The organism is Psychrobacter sp. ANT_WB68, from assembly GCF_008369115.1.
Classification (GTDB): Bacteria; Pseudomonadota; Gammaproteobacteria; order Pseudomonadales; family Moraxellaceae; genus Psychrobacter.
In genome coordinates, this window is the sequence record NZ_VOAZ01000003.1 from 313,254 (window position 1) to 335,501 (window position 22,248).

Consider the following 22,248-nt stretch of genomic DNA (forward strand, 5'->3'; position numbering starts at 1 on the left):
CATTGAGTATGGTTAGTTAAAGACATTTTTTCAAAGACAGTTTATCAAGCGCTGTCTGTGAAAAGCTGTTTTTTAGCACTGCTGATTGAATAGGGTTTCTTTACATTCTGAGAGCGTTTGGCTGGCAGGTAAACGTTATATTTATGGTCTATCAATAATGAGATTAGTGGTCATTGGGGTCAATCACAAAACCGCACCAGTCGCTCTACGAGAGCGCTTGGCGCTTGTGGGTGACGATGTGAATATCGCCCTTAAGCAGCTAGAGCGCTTTACCGATGGTAGCGTGATTGTCTCTACTTGTAACCGCACTGAAATTTACGCACTGGTGCCGCAAATGTCATTACCGGCAGAATCAAGCGCACATTTATCAGAGCCGCAAGTTGCTACTGCTATTGCTAGTAATAACGCAATGGGTGCGCAAACTTCTTCGGCGGCCATCAGTGTCCATATTTTAAAAATCAAAGCATGGCTGGCTGATTTTAAACAGCTGTCATTGGACGAGATTGACCCTTATCTTTATGTACACCGTGACACTCATGCCTTGACCCATTGGCTCAGGGTTGCCGCTGGGCTTGACTCAATGATATTGGGTGAACCGCAGATACTCGGTCAAATCAAGCGTTCCGTCCATTTGGCGCAGGATCAAAAAGCACTGAGCAATCAGCTCGGCTGGATTGTCGATCAGGTATTTGCTGCCGCTAAACGCGTGCGTAACGAGACCCAAGTGGGTGCTCAAGCAGTCTCACTCAGCTATGCTGCTGCCAAATTGGTGACGCAGATATTTGACGAGTTACCCAGTCGCACCTTATTAGTCGTCGCAGCAGGCGAGATGAATCGCTTGGTGGCGACCCATATCGCCGGGCTTGGGGTCGGAAAGGTTATTATTTGTAACCGTAATCCTGAGCGCGCTGAAGCATTGGCCGCTGAACTGCGTCGACCAGATCGTGTCGTAGAGGTGAGAGCGCTGCAAGAATTGCCGCAAGTATTGGCAGAAGCTGATATTGTCAGTAGCTGTAGTGGTAGCATGGATGTGCTGATAGATAAAACCATGACCTTGCGCGCGCTTAAAAGCCGTCGCTATCAGCCGATGCTGATGATTGACTTGGCAGTGCCGCGCGATATCGACTCTACCATTAGCCGTATCGATGATGTTTATCTGTATTCGGTCGATGACTTACAACATGTGATTGCTGGTAATATTGAGCAGCGTAGGCAAGCGGCGGTCGATGCGGAGCTGCTCGTCAGTCAATTGGTCGTTGAGATGGATCGGCGCTTTCAAGTGCGCCAAGTCGGCAAAGATATTCAGCAGTATCGCGCGCGAACCCATGACCAAGTAGATAAACTGCTGCATGAATCCATTGCTAAGTTGCAACAGGATAATGCCAGCCCTGAGGACATTATTACTGAGCTGTCACGACGTTTGACTCAGACGCTAACCCACGCACCATCGAAGCTGATGCGTAAAGCGGCACGTGAGGGTGACAATGAATTGCTAGATTTTGTAGTGTCGGGATTACAAGAGGCGCATCGAGGTCGTTAAGCCATTTTTCAAGCCAGTCACTAAACCATTTGCCAAACCAATCGCTAAACAAGGGTTGGTTTTTTGCTAAGTTACCCCCTATAATCGGTAGAGCAAAAAAACATCAGTGATGTGGCAAAGTCTCAATCATGCCCAAAACCTAAAAACTCAGTAACAACATTTTCTCTTATTATACTAGGAGCGTCCCATGACTGCATTACGTCAAGATATTGATCCAAACGGCTTATTAGAATATTCAGTGGTCTATACTGACCGCGCCCTAAACCACATGTCAACAGTCTTTCAGCAAGTGATGAAAGACTTATCTAGCGACCTAAAATCCGTCTATAACGCTGATGCAGTTGCTATCGTTCCTGGTTCTGGTACTTATGGAATGGAAGCAGTGGCGCGCCAATTGGCTAATGACGAAGACTGTTTAATTATCCGTAACGGTTGGTTTAGCTACCGTTGGACGCAAATTTTAGAAAAAGGCAAGATTGCCAAATCCTCTACAGTATTGACTGCCAATCGTGAAGAGGGTGATACGCCAAAGCCGTTTTCTCCAGTCGCTATCGATGAAGCGGTTGCTAAAATCAAAGCTGAAAAACCAGCGATGGTTTTTGCTCCGCACGTCGAAACCTCATCTGGTATTATTTTATCAGAAGATTATATCAAAGCATTGGCCGAGGCCGTTCATAGCGTTGGCGGCTTATTGGTCATTGACTGTATCGCATCAGGTTGCGTCTGGCTTGATATGAAAGATTTGGGCATTGATGTGCTTATCAGCGCGCCGCAAAAGGGCTGGAGCAGCACACCGGGCGCAGGTCTGGTCATGCTGAGCGACGCTGCCGTGCAAAAAGTAGACAGCACCGAGTCTGATAGCTTCAGCCTAGATTTAAAACAGTGGTTAAACATCATGCGCGCTTATGAAAATGGCGGCCATGCTTACCATGCAACGATGCCAACCGATAGCTTACGCCAGTTCCGCGATACCGTTAACGAGGCCAAAGAAGTTGGTTTTGAAACATTATGCGCGGCACAGTGGGAGCTTGGCACGCGTATTCGTGAAGTACTAGCAGCCAAAGGTATTGAAAGCGTTGCAGCAAAAGGTTTTGAAGCGCCTGGTGTAGTGGTTGCTTACACCGACCGTGATGACATGCATAAAGGCAGTGCTTTCGCTGAAGCTGGCATGCAAATCGCTGCTGGTGTACCATTAAAAGTAGGCGAGCCTGATAATTTTAAAACCTTCCGCTTGGGTTTATTTGGTCTCGATAAATTGACTGATGTGGACGGTGCAGTACAACGTTTTGAAAAAGCGCTTGATGAGGTGTTGGCTAAATAATATCTTTATCGTATAAGATATTTTTAGCGTACAAAAAATACTGAGCCTTTGTAACGAGGGTTCAGTATTTTTTACCTTTTTATTATATTTTATTATATAATGTATTTATATAAAGCGAATCTCAAAACTGTTTTTGATAAAAATTGGCTTAGGTAAATATTATGAGTATACAAATAGACTGGCAGGCATTTACGCCAATCTCCTTGGTAGGCGGTTTAATGCTAGGAGTGGCGACCGTTATTCTATTGTTAGGTATTGGTCGTATTGCGGGTATTAGTGGTATATTTTCCAGCCTGCTCAAACCCAAGCGTGTAGAGATGTGGCAAGTATTATTTATCGCAGGTTTGGTCATCTCGCCATTGTTATATAAATTGGTAAGACCGCTACCGGATGTCGAGGTCAGTACCTCGTTACCGCTATTAATCGTTGCAGGTTTATTGGTTGGCTTTGGTACGCGTTTGGGTTCAGGCTGTACGAGTGGACATGGTATTTGTGGTAATGCGCGACTATCGCCACGTTCAATGGCGGCGACGGTGACCTTTATGTTGTTTGGTATTGTGACCGTTTATCTTGGTCGGCATGTCTTGGGCTTCATTTAAAGAGCATATAGACGGTACGTTGCGAAGACAGCGTTCAATACTATTTATAACAGCTTGAATTAACATATTAGGTGCGAGAAAAAACATGCTAAAAAATATAATTGGGTTACTGGCAGGGTTATTATTCGGCTTTGGACTGCTGATATCAGGTATGACCGATCCTGTTAAAGTACAGGGCTTTTTGGACGTCTTTGGTGCATGGGACATTTCACTGGCGCTGGTGATGGGTGGGGGGCTAATAGTAGCGCTTGTCGGTGTGCAATTGGCCAAGCGTCAACAGAGCAGCTGGATTGGTACCTTAATTGAGATGCCAACCAAAACCACTATCAATAAAAAACTGTTAATAGGCGCGATGTTGTTCGGTATCGGTTGGGGTTTGGTCGGTATTTGCCCAGGCCCTGGAATTGTGCTACTTGGCACGGGACAGTGGCAAGCTTATGTCTTTATCCCAGCAATGATAATAGGCATGCTGGTTTACCAATGGCTCGAGCCTAAGCTTAATTAATATGGGCTTGGTTGATAGATGGATTAATAGCAGGCTCAAGAATAAGTGAGTACTGAATTAAAAAAGGGTCAGTCTAATTTAATTAGTCTGGCCCTTTTTTATAAATCATAATTTAATCTTTCAGAGGCTTATTTGGCGCTTGCTATTACTTTAGGTGTTTCGTGTGCCAACGATTTGGCCGCTTGACGTAGCTCAAACTTCTGTACTTTACCGGTGCTGGTCTTTGGTATTTCAGCAAAGATAATATATTTTGGCACTTTAAAACCTGCTAAGTGCTGCTTGCAGTGTTCCATGACATGGTCGCGCTGTAAGGTACTGCCAGCATGAATCTCGATAAAGGCTACGGGCACTTCGCCCCATTTGTCATGTGGTGCGGCAACGACAGCACAGCTTTGGATTTCAGGCATTTTATATAAGACGTTTTCGACTTCGATACTAGAGATATTCTCCCCGCCTGAGATGATGATGTCTTTGAGCCTGTCCATGATTTTGATATAACCATCAGGATATTTGACGCCCAAATCACCAGTACGGAACCAACCGTCAGCAAAGGCTTCTTCGGTGGCTTTACGGCTTTTTAGATAGCCTTTCATCACCATATTGCCGCGCAGTGCCAGCTCTCCCATCACTTCGCCATCAGCGGCAACTGGCTCAGTGGTGCCTTGTTTAAATACCTCAAACCCAGTCATCAAATGCGAGGTCACGCCTTGACGTGATTTTTTCTGCGCGCGCGCAGCGACATCAAGATTATCCCATTCTTGTTGCTCAGCACAGACGGTGACTGGACCATAGACTTCGGTGAGGCCATAAACGTGCGAGATATGAAAGCCCATTTCCTCCATCGCAGCGAGCATGGTTTCAGACGGTGGTGCACCAGCGACCCAGCCTTTAACTTCATGAGTAATGGCTTGTTTATATTCAGACTTGCCACCGGCAATCATATTGTGCACCACAGGCGCTGAGCAATAATGCGAGACTTTATACTTGGCAATCAGCTGCAAAATCAAATCGGCGTCAATCTTACGCAAGCAGACGTTGACGCCTGCACGTTCGGCAATCGTCCACGGAAAGCACCAACCATTACAATGGAATAATGGCAGCGTCCATAGATACATGGGATGCTTGGGCATATCCCAATCTAAAATATTGGATACAGCATTGAGCGTGGCACCGCGATGATGATACACCACGCCTTTGGGTTTGCCAGTGGTACCAGAGGTATAATTGAGCGCAATAGCATCCCATTCATCGAGCGGTTTTTCCCAATTGTCCAAACTGTCTGCGCTGGCGATTAATTCTTCATAGCTCATTTGCCCAAAGCGCTCGATATCGAGCGCTGCATCGGTCGCATGAATTACGATAAGGTTGGGAAAGGCTTCGTTGATCATCTCAGCATGCTCAGCAAACTCGCTATCTAAGATTAATACTTTGGCTTCTGAGTGTTGCAGACAAAAGGTCAGGGCGTTAATATCAAGACGGGTATTAAGGGTGCAAAGTACCCCGCCTGACATAGGCACCCCAAAGGCGCATTCGACCATCGCTGGCGTGTTCGGCATCATGACTGCAACTGTGTCATTTTTATCGATGCCTAATTTGCGCAGCCCATCAGACAGTTGACGACAACGATCGTAAGTCTGTTGCCATGTTTGGGTCAGATTATTATGTTCAAGATCGTCATAGATAATAGCGGTTCTGTCAGGATAGACCTGAGCGCTGCGGATAATGAAGTCAATAGGGGTAAGCGGTTGATAGTTGGCTGCATTTTTGCCGAGACCGGTATGGAAGTCTGTCATTAGGATAGTCCTTTATCGTATGTTTTTATAGTGGATGACGCAGTAATGGTGCGCTGCTGTCGCCAATCGACTGTATCAGGGTCTGATTATTATAGACAGTCGCAGGCAAAATTTGGACGGGTTTTGTGGAGTTTATTTAACTAGCTGCAAAAACCTCATCATTAGATAGAATCATTCAGCGCTGCTATTAATTAGTGTTCACTCATCAGTCGCTTGTCTGCATAGCTGATAATAATAGCGGTGTGTTAGGATAGCATAACGTTAAATCCCGCAGCATAACTATACTAACGAAGCAATCCCAGCAAACCATTCATAAGGAAAATGATATGTCCGCCAGCCGCACTGCCAATACGATTGAAACTGCCAACACCAATGAACACTACCCGCATTTATTTGAGCCGTTAGATTTAGGTTTTACGACGCTTAAAAACCGTCTGGTCATGGGTTCGATGCATACGGGGCTTGAAGATCGTTTTTATAACTACGGTAAACTGGCGGCGTATTTTGCAGAGCGTGCCAAGGGCGGCGTGGCGATGATGATTACGGGCGGCATTTCGCCCAATCGCGAAGGCTGGTTGCTGCCTGCTGGCGGTACCATGAATACGCGTGCTGACGTTATTAATCATCAGCGTGTCACCCGCGCCGCACATAAGTATGACAGCAAAATCATCATGCAAATCTTGCACAGTGGTCGTTATGGTTACCATCCATTTGTCGTGTCATCAAGCCCGATTAAATCGCCAATCTCGCCTTTCAAACCGCGTAAGATGAGCATAAAAAATATTGAGCAAACGGTAAAAGACTATGCGCGTTCGGCAAAATTGGCTAAACAAGCTGGTTATGATGGTGTCGAAATCATGGGCTCAGAAGGCTATTTGCTCAATCAGTTTTTATCGCGCCATGTCAATAAACGCACGGATGAATATGGCGGTGATATTCAAAACCGTATGAAGTTTCCGGTTGATGTGGTCAAAGCGGTACGCGAAGCTACAGGTGAAGATTTTATTATTTTATTCCGCTTATCAGTGATTGATTTGGTCAAAGACGGTAACGTCATGGACGAAGTCATTACTGTCGCTAAAGCGCTAGAAGAAGCGGGCGTCACCATCATGAATACCGGTATCGGCTGGCATGAAGCACGCGTTCCGACGATTGTCACTAGTGTACCGCGTGCGGCCTTTGTTAATTTCACTGCCGAAATTAAAAAGCATATAAATATCCCAATGATGGCGGCCAACCGTATCAATATGCCAGAAACGGCTGAAGAAATTGTCGCCAGTGGTCAGGCAGATATGATTCAAATGGCACGTCCGTTTTTAGCTGATGCGCATTGGGTGAATAAAGCCAAAAATGGTCAAGCCGATCGCATCAATACCTGTATCGCCTGCAACCAAGCCTGCCTCGATCATACTTTTGAGAATAAACGCTCGACTTGTTTGGTCAATCCACAAGCGTGTTATGAGACAGAATTGGTTTATAAAAAAACCAAGAGACCTAGAAAAGTTGCCGTCATCGGTGGCGGTGTCGCTGGTATGTCAGCGGCGCATGTTGCCGCGCTACGTGGTCATGAAGTGACTTTATTTGAAGCAAAAGATATCTTAGGTGGACAGTTTAACTATGCCAAAGTCATCCCTGGTAAAGAAGAATTCTTTGAGACCATTCGCTACTATATCAATGAGCTTGAGCACTTAGGCGTTAAGATTAAACTCAATACCAAAGTTGATAAAGCGATGTTAGAGAAAGCCAAATTTCACCATGTCATCGTTGCGACTGGTGTTGTTCCTAGAAGTCTAGCAGGTAAGCTGGAAGGGGCTGATTTGCCACAAGTGATGAGCTATGCTGAATTACTCTCTGGTGAAAAATCAGTCGGTGACACCGTCGCCGTCATCGGTGCGGGTGGTATTGGTTTTGATGTTAGTGAATATTTGACCGCCAAACATGGTCAGCCGCTTGATGAGCTAGGTCCTGAGTTATTAAAAGACCCAAGCTATCGTCCAAAAGCTCAATCTATTGAAGAGTGGCGTGAAGAATGGGGCGTTACTTCTGACACCAATTATCAAACCGAGGGCGGTCTGCTTAAACCTGAAGCCATTAAACCTATTCGCCAAGTGTATTTGATGCAGCGTACCAAAGGTCGCTTGGGCAGTGGTCTCAATAAAACCTCAGGCTGGGTACATCGCGCCCATGTCAAATCGCACGGCGTCATCCAAGTATCAGGTGCCCAGTACGATAAAATCACCAATGAAGGTATTTGGATTACCAATAACCAAGGTCAAAGTCAGCTATTGCGAGTCGATAGCGTTGTGGTCTGTGCCGGTCAAGAGTCAGTCGTTGAGCTGATGCCAAACGTCGGTGATGCGCCAGATGCGCAATACCATCTGATCGGCGGTGCAAAGCTTGCGGCTGAACTGGATGCCAAACGCGCGATTCGTGATGGTGCTGAGGTCGCGGCGAGTATTTAAGCGTCATCTAAAGCACAATAACAAAATACAAAAAACGGCAGAGAAATATTTCCTGCCGTTTTTTTGTATTTTGTTATTAGTGAAAATAACCGATTGCTACCTTACTTCTAGAAATCTAACCTTCCATTTCACTAGTCAGCCATTCCGATACATCATCAATCTGTGCTGCTAAATCAGGATGCTCCTTACCAAATTCATCAAACTTAACTGTAATATCATGCTTGTCATATTTAACGCCAGTCAGTATGTCTTTTAATAGGTCAATCAATTCAACGTTTAGTGCATCAGAGAAGATAACCACCTCAGTAATGACTGCGTGTTTCACATCAAGGTGCAAATCAATAATGCCCCAATCAAAGCGCGTCTCAATGTGATGGGTGAATTCAGGAGTCTTACCAAAGCGCCAACCCCAATCTGCCATTTGTTGGTAGTATTCATTCAGGCTAGGCTGTTTGGCGAGACTGGCTTCATCCAATTCTTCTACGGGCGCGGTGTCGCCATAATACTCACAAAATGCTTCGATAATCGCATCTGATAAAGTCTCATGATTGATATCCTCGTTAAACTCGACCAGATTAGCGACGCGAGAACGGACAGATTTGATACCTTTGGCTTTGAGTTTTAACGGATGCGGGTTGAGATAGTCGCCCAGCTTTTGCATATTGGCATTGACGAGTAATGTCCCGTGATGAAAGCTGCGATCCGCCGCATGTTTAAAGGCGCTGCCTGATATCTTCTTATCGCCAACTTGCATGTCGTTACGACCGGACAAATCCGCCTCTATACCCAATTTCTTTAGCGCATTGATGATAATGGTAAAGTTCGCGTCTTGGTCATAGTCGTCTTTGGGTGATAAAAAGGTAAAGTTGGTATTGCCCAAATCATGAAACACCGCGCCACCGCCACTCTGACGCCGCGCCAAAAATACATCGTCAGCTTCCATCTTATCGATTTTGCATTCTACCCATGGGTTTTGTGAGCGCCCAATGACCACGGTCTCGCTATTGCGCCATAAGAACAGTGTGTGCGAGTCGGGATTGAGAGTATTAAATATCCAATCCTCGGTCGCAAGATTAAACCAAGGGTTGGTCACGGCAGATTTTAAGATGCGTAGTTTCATTATTCTTCCTTATTGGTTCTATTGCAGGATGTTTTTTATAGGTATGGTTTAAATAACATAGAGGGTTGGCTAGCGCTATTGTTACTGATACGAAGGTAAAACTCAATTATTCTATGGTAGGGTTAGCAGAAGCTGCAAATCAAAGAAGGCATCAAGCAAAAAAAAGCTAGGCAAGGTGCCTAGCAGTATTATGTAGATGTAATAAACTTAGCAGAGCTCTATTTGGTTCGTCCTTGGTTACTAGTTATTACTTACTACAAAGATATTTAATGAAGCTGCGAAGTTTAGAGACATCCGTTTGTAGTAATTGATCTTTATCCTTTTTCCACATGGCATTTATTTGTTCACGCACTTTAGAGTCGTTAGAAGTAACGGTAAACTTCGTACTTAGTAACTTATTTTTGCTTTTTTCACCCAGTTTCGCACTTGCATAAGTAGTAAAAAACTCATTTGGTGTTTTAACAATATTAGGATAATAGTTTGTCGCGAAATTTACTTTAATACCTTGGGCGTTATTAAAGTCCTTACAGATACCATTTTGGGATTGAAAAATGGCAGGTTCAATAATACCTTTACCAAACTCGTAAAACTTGAATGATTTAGCATTACCTAAAGCATGGAATGTTTCTTTAGTTATAATCTTTATGGGCTGAGCAGTATCTAAGTTAATGAGGCTAAAAGTCTTTCCATCACTATATTTAAAAATAGTGACCTCATCGCCTGTGGTGATGTCTTGAAAATAGCCAGTTATGTCATTTTCTCTGAGTTCTTTACCGCTTGCGGGTACATATTTACTAAATGAAATAACTTTTGATTTCCCATCGGTATCGTAATACTGGGTCTTAGTGACACCATCAGATATTCCATTAGTTATCGTGGCACATCCACTAATAAGACAAGTACTTATCACTGCTAAAGCCATAGCTATCTTCACAGTAAGATTCTCCTACAGATAATGATTATTATTGGTTTAAGTAATAGCATTATATGCTGGGTACAGATCAATTACCCTTTTATAACTTAACCAAAATCTTCCTTTAAAATAGTCGCCATATTGCGCTCAGCAAGTCCCGTGATAAACACATACGGATTGACGCCAGCGCTGCCGGGGATTAGCGCACCATCTTGCACGTAGATATTTTCGTGCCCCTTTACGCGTCCAAATTCATCAGTGGCTTTGCTAAGTACGCAGCCGCCGAGCGGGTGATAGCAGAAGTTATCGCCGAAGCCTTTGGTGAATAGTAAACTCGAAGTAGAGCCGCCATTTACTTTAGCTAGCTTTTCAATCAGCTCTTTGGCAGCGTTTACCGAGTACTCGTTTTGCTCGCGTTTCCAGTTGAGTTTGACGGTTTTGCTGGCTTTATCATAGTAATAGTTGCCGCGTTCTGGATTATCAGTGATGGCGAGATATAGTGTCGTCCACGTCTCAAGTCCTAGCGGTAATGGTGCGAGTTCGGCAAATATTTTGTACTTCGAGCCGTCTCTATCGCCGTCCCACATATTGATGCCTTTGACTGGAATGGTAGATTGGGTGATGCCCGCGGCGTGGACGAAATTGCGCCCGGTCATGATGTTGCCGTTTGGGCCCCAATGTTGTCCGATATGTTCGTTTAGGTTGTTTAATTTGCCTTCCGCTTGGCTTTTGAGTAGCAGCTCTGAAGTGCCTGTACTGCCAGCATTCAGAAACAACTTATCGCAGGTATAATGCTCAACTTTATCAATACCGCCTGTAGTATTTAGGACGTGGACTTCTAATCTGAGTTGCTCATTATCGAGCGCTTGGATGCTATTTACTTTGCGTAAGGTTTTTACGGTGACATTGCCCGTGGCTTCAGCGTCTTTTAGGTAGGTTAAATCCAGTGAAAACTTGCCCGCATTGTTGCCATAGATGACTTCACCGCCAAGGCCAGATTTATAGACTTCGCCCTTCGCTTCCTTTTGCATGTAATCAAAGTCGTAGCTATTACCGAAAAACTCTGTTTTGAGTCCCGCCTTTTCTGCTTGGCGTTCAGCCGAGCGAGTGAATTCGTAATGCTCGGACTCATTAAAAAATGACTCAGGAATTTGGCTGACTTTTAGCTCTTTCATAGCACGCGGGAAGTAAGTGTCGTACATCTCATCACTATCAATCCAAGGAAACACTTCTTCAAAGTGCGCGCGTCTTGGCTGAATGGCAATCGCGCCATTGACGATAGAGCCGCCACCGTAAGCACGTCCTGCGAATACTTTCATATTATCATATTCGATTAAATCCAAAACCCCAGGATATTTCCTGATAGGTATCGGAATCGGGATAGGGGCGTTTGGCATATTGCTAAACCAGCTTGAGCGTTTATCAGCAGTAATCATTTTGCAAAAGGTATCATGCTCGGGTGTTCTGTCCCAGCGCATCCCCATCTCAAGTATCAACACTTTATGACCTTTTTCGCTCAACCGCAGTGCTGATACTGCGCCGCCATAACCACTACCAATGATGATACTAGGGAAGTGTCCCACTTGGGTGATGGTGCTGGGTAGTTTTGGTTGCTTGGCAAGCGTTTGACAGCCACTTACCGCAGCGGAGGTGCTGATAGCGCCTAAGCTTAAACCCATGGCTTTAATCAGTTGACGTCGTTGCATGGTATGTCCTAGTGTTAAGATTTAAGCTAAAAAAGCTCATATTGAATACTATTCGCTTTCGCCTGCAAAGGTGCGCTAAGCCAAGCGAGCATCATAATAACAAACAAATGTTGCGTTATTATTTCAGTCACGCGATTGATTCAATGCTTATAGGAAAAAGGACTTTAATTTACTCATAGTCCTTGCCAGCTTTTAATCAACCACTCGGCTAATCTTGTTAGATTGATTCGTAAACTTGACCGAATAGAAAATTTCCCTTATTATCTTGTTTCAATGTACTAGAACACAAATACATTAAACTATTTTCATCATTAAAAATGCTAAATAATTAGGCGAAAGCGCCAATATTAATACTCCATTTAAAATAATAAGGCTTTTATATGACAACGCAAAATACAGCAACTGGTTACGGTTTACACGCATCAATATTACCTAATGGCGATGGCTTATATGGTGAGTTCGGTGGCAAAATTGCTCATCCTGAGCTGGCCAAAGCAATGGCAGAAATCGAAGTAGGCTTTCGTGAAATTATTAAAGACCATGACTTTATCGCTGAGATGAAGCGCCTACGTGAGACTTACGTGGGTCGTCCAAGTCCCATTTATCATGCGCAGCGTTTGTCAGAGCATTGCGGCGGCGCCCAGATTTATTTTAAGCGCGAAGATTTGAACCATACGGGCGCGCATAAGATTAATCACTGTTTAGGTGAGGTATTATTAGCCAAAAAATTAGGCAAAACAAAGGTGATTGCGGAAACAGGTGCAGGGCAACATGGCGTAGCGTTAGCAACGGCAGCGGCCTTGATGGGCTTAGAGTGTGAAATACATATGGGCGTGGTTGATATTAAAAAAGAACATCCAAACGTCAGCCGTATGAAGATTTTGGGCGCCAATATCGTACCAGTCTCACGCGGCGCAGGTACACTAAAAGAAGCAGTCGATAGCGCTTTTGAGACTTATTTAAATGAGCTTGATAGCAGTATGTTCGCGATTGGCTCAGCATTAGGACCAGCGCCATATCCTGAAATGGTCAGCTATTTTCAATCGGTGGTTGGACATGAAGCACGGGCGCAATTCTTAGCGACGACGGGCAAGCTACCTAATAAGGTTGTGGCTTGTATTGGCGGTGGCTCTAACGCTATTGGTATGTTTAGCGGATTTTTTGATGATGAAAATGTGGAAAAAATAGGCGTGGAACCCGCCGGTGAAGGCTTGGATACGCCCAATCATGCAGCGACCATGTCATTAGGCGTGAAAGGTGAGATTCATGGTTTTAAATGTTACGTGCTGCTCGATGAAAAAGGCGAGCCAGCTCCCGTCCATTCGATTGCCTCAGGTTTGGATTATCCTGGCGTTGGGCCACAGCATTCGCACCTAAGAGATTTACAACTGGCTACTTATGAGTCGGCGACTGATGCTGAATGTTTAGAAGCGTTTATGGCTCTGTCACGCCTCGAAGGTATCATTCCTGCGTTAGAGTCGGCACATGCTATTGCCTATGCGATGAAAGTCGCTAAAGATATGTCAGCGGATGAGACGATTTTGGTCAATTTATCAGGGCGCGGCGATAAAGATATTGATTTTATTTTAGATAAAGTAGATTTGTAGAAAAATTGGTCATAAATACAGAAAATACAACATCCATTGAGCGATTAAAAAGTTATCATCGGAGTTTTTTTACTTCTTAATGCTCGATAGGATTACCTCATGTCTAACCGCGACCTCATTATTTTTATGACACTGTCCTTTATGTGGTCGCTGTCTTTTATATTTTACCGTATCGGTGTGCCAGAATTTGGCTCGCTAGCATTTGCCAGTCTGCGGGTGGTATTTGCTGGACTGACCATGCTAGTTTTTGTCTTAATCAGCCCAAAAAACAGAGAAGGCATACGGGATAACTGGAAAGTATTGGCGTTGGTCGGGCTGTTTTCTGCGGCTATCCCTTTTATCTTATTTGCTTTTTCAGCGCGCTCGGTCAATGCTGGGGTATTGGCGGTGCTTAATGCGTCTGTGCCGATGATGAGCGGTTTTATCGCCAGTACCTTTTTTAAAGACAGGCTGTCAAAAAAACAAATTATCGGCTTAATCATTGGCGTTATTGGTGTGATTATTTTGATGAGTGAGAACTTGTTGGGCGCTAGCGGGCAGGGTACTAAGTCAGGTTCAGGTTTGCTGCCTATGGGCTACGCGTTATTGGCCTGCGTTGGTTATGCGGTCGGCGCTAATATCACCAAAAACTATTTATATAATGTCTCGCCAGTAGCGATTACCGCAGGCTCGCTTATCATTGCCAGTATTATTATGCTACCGATAGCCATCTATGAATTTCCCTACGGGAAAACCATCAGTCTTACTGCTTGGGCAGCAGTGATTTGTATTGGTGTATTCTCAACCGCCATCGCGCTGATTTTTATGAATCAATTGATTAAAAGTATCGGTCCGATGCGAGCGACCAGTATTACCTTAGTGATTCCGATTTTTGCCATTATTTTTGGTTATCTGCTGCTTGGTGAGGCTTTAGATACACCAGCGATTATTGGCTCAATGGTGATATTGTTTGGTACTTATCTGTCTTTAGAGCTGTCTATCAAAAAAATGCTTAAATCTTAAACTGTTATAACAACAGAACGCTATTTTTTAAGATATTTGGTTTGAATTGATTAGCAGCCTTTTAATAAATTGCACTTATTTGATACCTTCTACCATGATAAATTGAATCGGAAAAGTGATGATGTCAAAGGCCTTGGCAAGTGGCATCAGCGCTTTGAGCCTTTTTTCTTCTGCTAATGCTTTGTCTGGCTGATAATTATAAAAATTTAGCGTGGTCGGTTGATGCAAGCGATATGATAACGTATTAATATTTTTCACCGCTGGTGCCACTGTCACAGGGAGTCGCCATAGGCTTTTTGTGCAGCGTGTTATGCCACCTGCAAAGCCATCATTACAAGTAAAATCAAAACCTTCAAGTTTAGCCGTTTCACTTGCGACTAGTAGATGCGTCGGTTTTTCAAACCACAGTGTCGTTGCGATACAGCCTTGCGTTGAGGTGCAGCCTTTTTCGCCTATTCTGATGTTAAAGTGCGGCGTATCAATAGACGCCATGGGCTTAAAAGAAAAATAAGCCAAATCTACTTGATCTAAAATATCAATAAACTCACTATCTCTATTGATGCTCTGTACCAAATAGCTGCGCTTTTCTCCAGCAAATACAATCGCATGCTCCACACCTTGAATAGGCGCGGCGGGCTTGCCGACCGCGATAATGATGTCGGTAAATTGCTCATCGGCAACCCATTTTGCATCTTCTTGGCGCATCAATTGATAATCAACAAGCTTTTCTGTAGCGATACAGCCGCTTAAACCTAGCCCTAAACCTAATACGGTAGCTAAACATGATTTTGGGAATAGCTTTGAGACTGATTTTGACATCATGTTTTTTTCTGCTTAATCAAATAAGTGGCAATCGAGAAAGGATTGTTAAATATGATATTAAGCCAATTCGCATAAATAAGTTGGCTAGTTTGCAAAATAAATACAAGTAAAGCATCAATATTTTTAGCAGCAAAAATTTATATAAGTATTGAAAGGCTAACGGTTACCTTTGTCTAATTAAATAGAGAATCCCATAAAGTTGATGCTGATATATTGACAAAGGTCGACATTCGCTATTTAATCTAAAAACCAATACCAACTATAAAAAGTGTTAACGGTTTATGGTTTGGTCGTGTTTTTAACTGACAAAAGGATATTGTCATGAGCGCTCAGCTGCTTTTAGGATTTACAGATTCTGTCACCCTTTATCGTTCTTCGCGCTATTTGCTCACTGCCGGTACTCTAACGGTACTGAGTCTTGCCATCAGCTCAGCGCATGCGGCTGGGATCGAATACAGCAAACAATCGGTAGCGCCTTTTTTTGAACCGGGTAATTATGCCGAGCTATCTTATGCTCATGTTGATCCAAAAATTGAAGGCACCGATGCCGCTGGTAATAAAATCAACGACATGATGGACAGCTTCGATTTACCCGGTGCCGCCATTAAAATTGCCCCAACAGCCAATACAGCGTTGGCAGTGATTTACGAAAAGCCCTTTGGTGTCGATACTGAATATTCAGCAGGTAATATTTTTAACAATCGCATGGGCACGACCGAGGCACGGGTAGAGACGACCGGTATCACGCTTTTAGGCGGTGGTAAGATCAGTAATAATATTTGGCTATATGGCGGTCTTGAATACCAAACGCTAAAAGGTAAGGTAACGGGCGCGCAGCCAGTTGGCTTCACCACGGCGGTGTCACAGGTGATCGATCAAGCGGGTGCGCTCTTTGGTATTCCAACGACGAGCGCTTATTATGACTTGGTCAATAAACAGAATAACGGCACGATTACGCCAGCTGAAGCCGCGAGTTTAAACGCTATTAATGAAGCTGCCGTCAATCCTGTGGCGACAGCACCGACGTATTATACGTTGGACTTTGAAAACGAAAGCACGCTAGCGCCAGTGATTGGCATGGCGTATGAAATGCCTGAAATTGCCTTGCGAGCGGCATTAACGTATCGTGCACCCGCTAAATATCAGGTATCAGGTGTAGAAAATCTGCAAGTTATTTTGCCGCCTATCGCTGGCGGTGATGGCGTCACGCCGTCGCCAGCTACCGATGAAGTGGCATTACCGCTAGTGGGTAAGACTGAGGTTAAGATGCCACAGTCGGTCAATTTAGACTTCCAAACGGGACTGAGTGAGAAATATCAGTTGCTGGGTATGGTCAATGCCCGTTGGGTAGATTGGAGTAATTTTAGTGTTGCCCCGCCTTTAGCCTCATTAGCGACACAAGAACCTTTAGCCGCCTATAAAAGAGACGGCTACGCGGTTGAAGTGGCATTAGGTAAGCAGTTCAATCCAAAAGTTTCAGGCGAAGTACGTGTAGGCTATGACCATGGCACCGGTGCGCCGCTCAGCTTATTGGGACCTTATGATTCTATCAAAAGCTTGGGCCTAAGCGCGCAGTATAAATTGACCGAACAGCTAAGTATCGCTGCGGGCGGTCAATATATGTGGTTTGAAGGCGGTCCAGTCGATACCAAGGTTGATGGTCGTGTGGCCAATATTGATGATGGAACAGGCTATGCACTTGGCATGAAACTTGGCTATCATTTCTAACTGCTGCTTTAAATCATTAAGCAACCATAGATATGAGTGGTTAATGGCTATTAAATTTTATGACCTATATAAAAAAACCTAGTTTTTTAAGTAGGTTTTTTTATATTAAAAGCGTTAGTTTAGGCTTTATCGACACTGCCAATAACAACTTAGTATCATTATTCAGTGTCGTTTTCTACGCAAACGACGCCAATAAAACAATTCTTGGTAGCGGCTTGCCATGGTGATTCAAGCGGTAGCGCTTTTGCTATTTGGTAATGGGCGATTGACCATTCATCCATCTTATAACCATTTTCATCCATATCGGGGGTAGGGTATTTCTCCTGACGCTGACTATCGGTTAGCGCTATAAAGTCTAACAAGGCTTGAGCGTCTCTAGCCAAAACACTATTGGGACGTCTGGCCAATTTAAGCATTAACGGCCGATATTCTGGTGCTACGAATTCATGAATGCTGTCATCTGTCCATTGCGTATTTTCTGAACCAAACAATAGTAAATAACGATATACCTCAAATAAATATTTGGCGTCTTGATGTGCGTAGCCATTTGGATAACGTGCTACATAATCTTCCCAAAACTGCGCGCGCTCGATCACTTCTGCAAATGGAATCGCAATCCCACCATCGTTCCAAAGAATATCTTGATTGTCCATTGCCATACGGCCAATAAACGCTTTTTGATCTTGGCTCAGATAAGGGGTAAATATATCTACCATTGCTGGTAAATTATGAGTGAATTGGTAATAGCCTTCGCCTAAATATATCACCTTTACGTCAGCGTCGTCCTCTATCAATCTAATGAGATATTGCAATCTTGGGTTTAGCGTCTTCAATAGAGGCTCGAGCGCCTTTTTGCCTTCGTCTGCCATGCTCATAACGGTATAAAAATTCTCATCCTCTATAGTATGACTTATGGTTAAAAAACGCTCATACATCGCTTCGTAATCTGTTAGCAAGCTCAATACTTCGGTATTATTCGCCGTTGGTAAGCAGGTTTTTAATTGTTTTTGAATGGCATAAATAGCTTCAATCTTGCTGGTGTCATCTATCTTTTCCATGGATTTACTCAACGCCAAGCAAGTTTTTGCGTCTATCGCTGGATCTGTGACCACTGCTGGTTTAGATTGTTCTACGCTTAGGGGTTGCTTGTTATTTTGCTCTGCTTTTTGCGTGTCATTTGATGCAGCAGGCGTTTCTACCTTAGGTTGACAACCACTTAAGGCAACCAGTAAGCCCATTGCTGTGGTAAGAGATAATAGAGTGTTTTGCATGCGATACATCCTTTAAATAAAGGCTAAAAACAGTAGCGAATGATTGTTGGCATATTTTTGTGGTTCTGAGCTCCTCGAAATATATTTCTCTACTACCTTGTTAGTCGAGACGCTCATCTTGGCAAATCACCCCGTTTGAGCAATCTCTATTATCACCATTAGTATTCCAAAAAGATGGTATCTGCATTGCTTGATTTAATCGATAGAAGGTCATTGCCCACTCATTCATCTCGTAACCATCTTCATCGGTACTAGGCGCTGGATAGTGCTCTTGACGTTCGTTATCGGATAACGCCATGAAATTAAGATAGTTTGTTGCATCTTTTGCCAAGACGCTATCGGGACGTTTGGTAAGTGCAACCATCGTCTGCTTATACTCTGGTTCAAGAAACTCACGGATATCATCATCCGTCCATCCTGTATTATCTGAGCCAAAAAATAAGTAATAGCGATACGAGTCTAGTATGGTTTTGGCATCTTTCACCGCGTAGCCATTTGGATAGCGCGTTATATAATCCTCCCAAAATACCGCGCGCTCAACCAACTCTTCAAAAGAAGTAGTAATGGCGGCATCGCTCAAAAAAATATCTTTATTGTCTTTTGCCATTTGCTGGATAAATGCTTTTTGGTCACTACGCAAATAAGGGGTAAATATATCAGCCATTGCTTTCAAATCATGATTGAATGCATAGTAACCTTCGCCTAAATTATAAACTCTAACATCGGCACCATTTTGGATGAGTCCAATCAAGTAGCGTACGCGTGGGCTCAGATTTTTTAGTTTTTCTTCCGGCGCTTTTTCGCCTTGCTCTAAGGCATTCATCACGTCAAAAAAATCTTGGTCAAATTCTGAATTGTTAAGATTAGTTTCCTCCCATAAAAAACGTTCATACATCGCTTGATAGTCTTTTAGTAAATTTAAGACTTCGGCATTACTAGCCGTTGGCAAACAGGATTGCAGCGGTTTTCGAATGGCATAAATGGCTTCAATCTTGCTGGTGTTATCCACTTTTTGCATAGCGTTACTGAGAGCCAAGCAGGTCTTGGCATCTACCGCTGAATTATTAGCAATCTCAGGCTTAGTCGACTTGTCCACCGATGGTTGTCGGATTTGGTCGGCGCTGTCTTTTACCTCTCCTTCAGGCGCTGCTGCTGATTTTGGCTGGCAAGCGCTTAGCGTCAACAGCAAGCTCATACCAATGGCGAGTGACAACAGAAATTTTTGCATAGGTTATGTCCTTTAGATAAGGGGAAAACCAAAAATAAAAAATGGGCTTAATGTCACTCATTCTAATAGCTTAATAAGCTTATAAGACTGCATAAATAGTAGCGCTTTAAAAATTAAAGAGATAGTTATACTGGTGTTTTTGTTTGTAAGTTTTACTTGGAATCTTCGTATCTACCCCTATAAAGAATACGGCTAATAAGTAGAAGGTTTAAGCATTTTAAGCGCTGTTTATCTATTACACATAAATTTTATAACCGTATTTTTATAACAACAAACAAGGCTTTTTATGGCACACGATAACTTATTCGAACCCGTCAAAATGGGCACCCAAACCCTGAAAAACCGTATCATTATGGCACCCTTAACTCGCTTACGCGCGGTCGAGCCGGGCGATGTTCCTACTGCGCTAGCGAGCGAGTATTATGCGCAGCGTAGTGGCGCAGGATTGGTCATCACTGAAGCGACGCAGGTATCTTTTCAAGCAAAAGGCTATGCGGGCGCCCCCGGTATTCATACCGAAGACCAAACGACCGCATGGAAAACCATCGTTGATAATGTCCATGCCAAAGGTGGAAAAATTGTCGTACAGTTATGGCACACAGGTTTGGTTGCACACGAAAGCGTCCAACCTGATGGCAAAGCGCCTATTTCAGCGTCTGATGTTCATGTGGGGGTACGTACGTCACTGCGCGACAGCAACAATCAAGCCATTCGCGTTGAAGCAACCACGCCACGTCCAGCCACGCTTGAAGAAGTGCAGCAAGTCATCGCTGACTTTGGTCTTGCGACCAAAAATGCCAAAGAAGCGGGCTTTGATGGCGTAGAGATTCACGGCGCTCATGGTTATCTGTTGCATCAGTTTTGGGTGGAGCAAACCAATCAGCGTGATGATGAATATGGCGGTAGCCGCGAAAACCGTGCCCGTTTGACCCTTGATGTCATCGATGCTTGTGTCGCTGCGTGGGATGCTGATCATATCGGTATTCGCGTATCACCGCTTGGTACGTTTAATAATGTCGAAGCGGGCTACAATGAAGACGAAAATATTTGGCTGATTGAGCAGATTAATAAGCGCGGTTTGATGTATTTGCATCTCTCTGAGCCTGACTGGGCAGGTGGTACGCCTTATAGCACTGAATTCCGTCAACGTGTTCGAGATGCTTTTGGGCAAATGATTATTGCCGCTGGTGGCTATACTGCCGAAAAAGCTGAGAAGAATATTAAAGAGGGCTATATCGACGCGGTTGCTTTTGGTCGTGACTATATTGCCAACCCTGACTTAGCTGAGCGTATCCGCCAAGGTGCGCCGCTTAATGAGCAGCATCCGCAAAGCTTTTATGGTGGCGGTATAGAAGGCTATACCGATTATCCGTTTTTAAACCAAGCTTAAGTGTTTATCGGATAACTCGCTTTATGGATTGATGAAAATAGAGCGATGATATATAAAAAAGCCACCTTGCTAACGATAGCAAAGTGGCTTTTTTGATGGGTGAATTTTGGCTATTTAGCCGAATTGTTAATCTAAATTATTTACCAAAGTTGCCGGTTTGATAATCACGAAACGTTTGTTTTAGCTCAGCTTGCGTATTCATGACGAACGGCCCATATCCTGCCACTGGCTCACCGATAGGTTTACCGCTTAATAGTAGCAATTTGACAGGGCTTGGGGTTTGCTCGTCATCAGATAGATTAGGATACGTCAGCTTAATACTATCGCTCGCTTGCGTTACTAACTTCTCATTGAAAGAATCTGTATCAGTTGGTGCGGTAAATTGAATCAGATTACCCGCGCTCACTGGCGTATCATTAATCAGTAACGCGCCTTCTTGCACCAAGATCAAGACATTATGGGTGTTTGGCACTTGCAGCGTCGTTGTCCCTGATTGATGTAACTCGAGATCCCATAAATTGATAGGCGTAAAGGTACTTGCCGCGCCCGTAGTGTCTTGCCATTCGCCAGCAATAATAGCCGCTTTACCAATAGCATGTCGGTCTTCATTATCCGTTAAGTCAACGATGGGTAATTCAGCCCGTTTTAGGGTTTGATACTTGGGATCGGTAAGCTTATGGGCACTTGGTAAATTAACCCACAATTGCACCATGCTAAAGGCTCCACCACGTTGGCCAAAGGCTAGCGAGTGGAATTCTTGGTGCATAATACCGCGTCCAGCGGTCATCCATTGCACATCGCCTTCTTGAATGACGCCATAGCCGCCAGCCGAATCGGCATGGCTAATTTCGCCAGCATAGGCAATCGTAACCGTCTCAAAGCCTTTATGCGGATGCTGTCCGACGCCGTGCGGCTGCGACTCGTAGTTTGGATTTGGTGCAAAGTTTATTGGCTGACCATAGTCCAATAATAAAAATGGATCGGTATGACGATAATTAAAATCAGCATGGTTATCTAGGTGATTGATCAAGGTTTTTACATAAAAACCGTCGCCGACCCAATGTGGCGCTTTATCGCCATGAATATGTTTGATTGAACGCATAACAAACCTCGCAAGCTTAAAAGCCTTATTTTATGACGATAGATCTACTTTTCATAAATTATAATTATTAAGCATATCTACACCTGTATAATATAAAATGGTGTTTGTGTTAATAATTATCAAGAGGTATGTTTCCAAA

Annotated in this window: 17 protein-coding genes; 9 read left to right on the forward strand and 8 right to left on the reverse strand. The window is 43.9% G+C overall.

Features of this window, described 5'->3' with window-relative positions:
• Window positions 1–157 precede the first annotated feature (157 nt).
• From hemA to FQ084_RS09860, 4 genes are all read left to right on the forward strand, one after another.
• Entirely contained in the window at window positions 158–1,540 is a 1,383-nt protein-coding gene (gene hemA / locus FQ084_RS09845) for a glutamyl-tRNA reductase (RefSeq protein WP_149490457.1), read from the forward strand.
• Between the two features lie 187 nt (window positions 1,541–1,727).
• Window positions 1,728–2,861 carry an aminotransferase class V-fold PLP-dependent enzyme gene (locus tag FQ084_RS09850; RefSeq protein WP_149490458.1) on the forward strand — a complete coding sequence of 378 codons (1,134 nt, stop codon included), beginning with the start codon at window positions 1,728–1,730 and terminating at the stop codon, window positions 2,859–2,861.
• 161 nt (window positions 2,862–3,022) lie between these two features.
• Window positions 3,023–3,460 (forward strand): YeeE/YedE family protein, encoded by a 438-nt coding sequence (locus FQ084_RS09855; protein ID WP_149490459.1) that lies wholly within the window; start codon window positions 3,023–3,025, stop codon window positions 3,458–3,460.
• An 85-nt stretch (window positions 3,461–3,545) separates the two neighbouring features.
• A complete protein-coding gene (locus FQ084_RS09860; RefSeq protein ID WP_149490460.1) occupies window positions 3,546–3,965 on the forward strand; it encodes a DUF6691 family protein in 420 nt (139 codons plus the stop codon).
• 128 nt (window positions 3,966–4,093) lie between these two features.
• On the opposite strand, the gene FQ084_RS09865 is transcribed toward FQ084_RS09860, so the two are convergent.
• Complete coding sequence (locus FQ084_RS09865) at window positions 4,094–5,758, reverse strand: AMP-binding protein (RefSeq protein WP_149490461.1); 1,665 nt, start codon at window positions 5,756–5,758, stop codon at window positions 4,094–4,096.
• A gap of 326 nt (window positions 5,759–6,084) precedes the next feature.
• On the opposite strand from FQ084_RS09865, the gene FQ084_RS09870 reads away from it, so the two are divergent.
• Window positions 6,085–8,220: an NADPH-dependent 2,4-dienoyl-CoA reductase gene (locus tag FQ084_RS09870; RefSeq protein WP_149490462.1), complete on the forward strand. Its 2,136-nt coding sequence runs from the start codon at window positions 6,085–6,087 to the stop codon at window positions 8,218–8,220.
• Window positions 8,221–8,335: 115 nt separating this feature from the next.
• Here the strand turns inward: FQ084_RS09870 and FQ084_RS09875 are convergent, their stop codons facing one another.
• The 3 genes from FQ084_RS09875 to FQ084_RS09885 form a co-directional block, all read right to left on the reverse strand.
• A complete protein-coding gene (locus FQ084_RS09875) occupies window positions 8,336–9,340 on the reverse strand; it encodes a lipoate--protein ligase (RefSeq protein WP_149490463.1) in 1,005 nt (334 codons plus the stop codon).
• Between the two features lie 247 nt (window positions 9,341–9,587).
• Entirely contained in the window at window positions 9,588–10,274 is a 687-nt protein-coding gene (locus FQ084_RS09880; RefSeq protein WP_149490464.1) for a hypothetical protein, read from the reverse strand.
• Between the two features lie 86 nt (window positions 10,275–10,360).
• Window positions 10,361–11,959 carry a GMC oxidoreductase gene (locus FQ084_RS09885; protein WP_149490465.1) on the reverse strand — a complete coding sequence of 533 codons (1,599 nt, stop codon included), beginning with the start codon at window positions 11,957–11,959 and terminating at the stop codon, window positions 10,361–10,363.
• Window positions 11,960–12,339: 380 nt separating this feature from the next.
• Here FQ084_RS09885 and trpB point away from each other — a divergent pair, with 380 nt between their 5' ends.
• Window positions 12,340–13,566, forward strand: a complete 1,227-nt coding sequence (gene trpB / locus FQ084_RS09890) for a tryptophan synthase subunit beta (protein WP_149490466.1) — start codon at window positions 12,340–12,342, stop codon at window positions 13,564–13,566.
• A gap of 99 nt (window positions 13,567–13,665) precedes the next feature.
• Window positions 13,666–14,568: a DMT family transporter gene (locus tag FQ084_RS09895; RefSeq protein ID WP_149490467.1), complete on the forward strand. Its 903-nt coding sequence runs from the start codon at window positions 13,666–13,668 to the stop codon at window positions 14,566–14,568.
• A gap of 75 nt (window positions 14,569–14,643) precedes the next feature.
• On the opposite strand, the gene FQ084_RS09900 is transcribed toward FQ084_RS09895, so the two are convergent.
• Window positions 14,644–15,390 carry a hypothetical protein gene (locus tag FQ084_RS09900; RefSeq protein WP_149490468.1) on the reverse strand — a complete coding sequence of 249 codons (747 nt, stop codon included), beginning with the start codon at window positions 15,388–15,390 and terminating at the stop codon, window positions 14,644–14,646.
• Between the two features lie 321 nt (window positions 15,391–15,711).
• On the opposite strand from FQ084_RS09900, the gene FQ084_RS09905 reads away from it, so the two are divergent.
• Entirely contained in the window at window positions 15,712–17,118 is a 1,407-nt protein-coding gene (locus tag FQ084_RS09905; RefSeq protein ID WP_149490469.1) for a hypothetical protein, read from the forward strand.
• A gap of 158 nt (window positions 17,119–17,276) precedes the next feature.
• Here the strand turns inward: FQ084_RS09905 and FQ084_RS09910 are convergent, their stop codons facing one another.
• Both FQ084_RS09910 and FQ084_RS09915 read right to left on the reverse strand, forming a co-directional pair.
• Entirely contained in the window at window positions 17,277–18,389 is a 1,113-nt protein-coding gene (locus FQ084_RS09910) for a hypothetical protein (protein ID WP_149490470.1), read from the reverse strand.
• A gap of 100 nt (window positions 18,390–18,489) precedes the next feature.
• Window positions 18,490–19,617, reverse strand: a complete 1,128-nt coding sequence (locus tag FQ084_RS09915) for a hypothetical protein (RefSeq protein ID WP_149490471.1) — start codon at window positions 19,615–19,617, stop codon at window positions 18,490–18,492.
• A gap of 286 nt (window positions 19,618–19,903) precedes the next feature.
• On the opposite strand from FQ084_RS09915, the gene FQ084_RS09920 reads away from it, so the two are divergent.
• Window positions 19,904–21,007 (forward strand): alkene reductase, encoded by a 1,104-nt coding sequence (locus tag FQ084_RS09920; protein WP_149490472.1) that lies wholly within the window; start codon window positions 19,904–19,906, stop codon window positions 21,005–21,007.
• A 136-nt stretch (window positions 21,008–21,143) separates the two neighbouring features.
• Here FQ084_RS09920 and FQ084_RS09925 read toward each other — a convergent pair whose 3' ends face one another.
• A complete protein-coding gene (locus tag FQ084_RS09925; protein WP_149490473.1) occupies window positions 21,144–22,109 on the reverse strand; it encodes a pirin family protein in 966 nt (321 codons plus the stop codon).
• Window positions 22,110–22,248 lie beyond the last annotated feature (139 nt).

Bases quoted from the DNA above. Each gene is read 5' to 3' on its own strand.
- hemA (WP_149490457.1), top strand. From the start codon at position 158: ATGAGATTAGTGGTCATTGGGGTCAATCACAAAACCGCACCAGTCGCT.
- FQ084_RS09850 (WP_149490458.1), top strand. From the start codon at position 1,728: ATGACTGCATTACGTCAAGATATTGATCCAAACGGCTTATTAGAATAT.
- FQ084_RS09855 (WP_149490459.1), top strand. From the start codon at position 3,023: ATGAGTATACAAATAGACTGGCAGGCATTTACGCCAATCTCCTTGGTA.
- FQ084_RS09860 (WP_149490460.1), top strand. From the start codon at position 3,546: ATGCTAAAAAATATAATTGGGTTACTGGCAGGGTTATTATTCGGCTTT.
- FQ084_RS09865 (WP_149490461.1), bottom strand. From the start codon at position 5,758: ATGACAGACTTCCATACCGGTCTCGGCAAAAATGCAGCCAACTATCAA.
- FQ084_RS09870 (WP_149490462.1), top strand. From the start codon at position 6,085: ATGTCCGCCAGCCGCACTGCCAATACGATTGAAACTGCCAACACCAAT.
- FQ084_RS09875 (WP_149490463.1), bottom strand. From the start codon at position 9,340: ATGAAACTACGCATCTTAAAATCTGCCGTGACCAACCCTTGGTTTAAT.
- FQ084_RS09885 (WP_149490465.1), bottom strand. From the start codon at position 11,959: ATGCAACGACGTCAACTGATTAAAGCCATGGGTTTAAGCTTAGGCGCT.
- trpB (WP_149490466.1), top strand. From the start codon at position 12,340: ATGACAACGCAAAATACAGCAACTGGTTACGGTTTACACGCATCAATA.
- FQ084_RS09895 (WP_149490467.1), top strand. From the start codon at position 13,666: ATGTCTAACCGCGACCTCATTATTTTTATGACACTGTCCTTTATGTGG.
- FQ084_RS09900 (WP_149490468.1), bottom strand. From the start codon at position 15,390: ATGATGTCAAAATCAGTCTCAAAGCTATTCCCAAAATCATGTTTAGCT.
- FQ084_RS09905 (WP_149490469.1), top strand. From the start codon at position 15,712: ATGAGCGCTCAGCTGCTTTTAGGATTTACAGATTCTGTCACCCTTTAT.
- FQ084_RS09910 (WP_149490470.1), bottom strand. From the start codon at position 18,389: ATGCAAAACACTCTATTATCTCTTACCACAGCAATGGGCTTACTGGTT.
- FQ084_RS09915 (WP_149490471.1), bottom strand. From the start codon at position 19,617: ATGCAAAAATTTCTGTTGTCACTCGCCATTGGTATGAGCTTGCTGTTG.
- FQ084_RS09920 (WP_149490472.1), top strand. From the start codon at position 19,904: ATGGCACACGATAACTTATTCGAACCCGTCAAAATGGGCACCCAAACC.
- FQ084_RS09925 (WP_149490473.1), bottom strand. From the start codon at position 22,109: ATGCGTTCAATCAAACATATTCATGGCGATAAAGCGCCACATTGGGTC.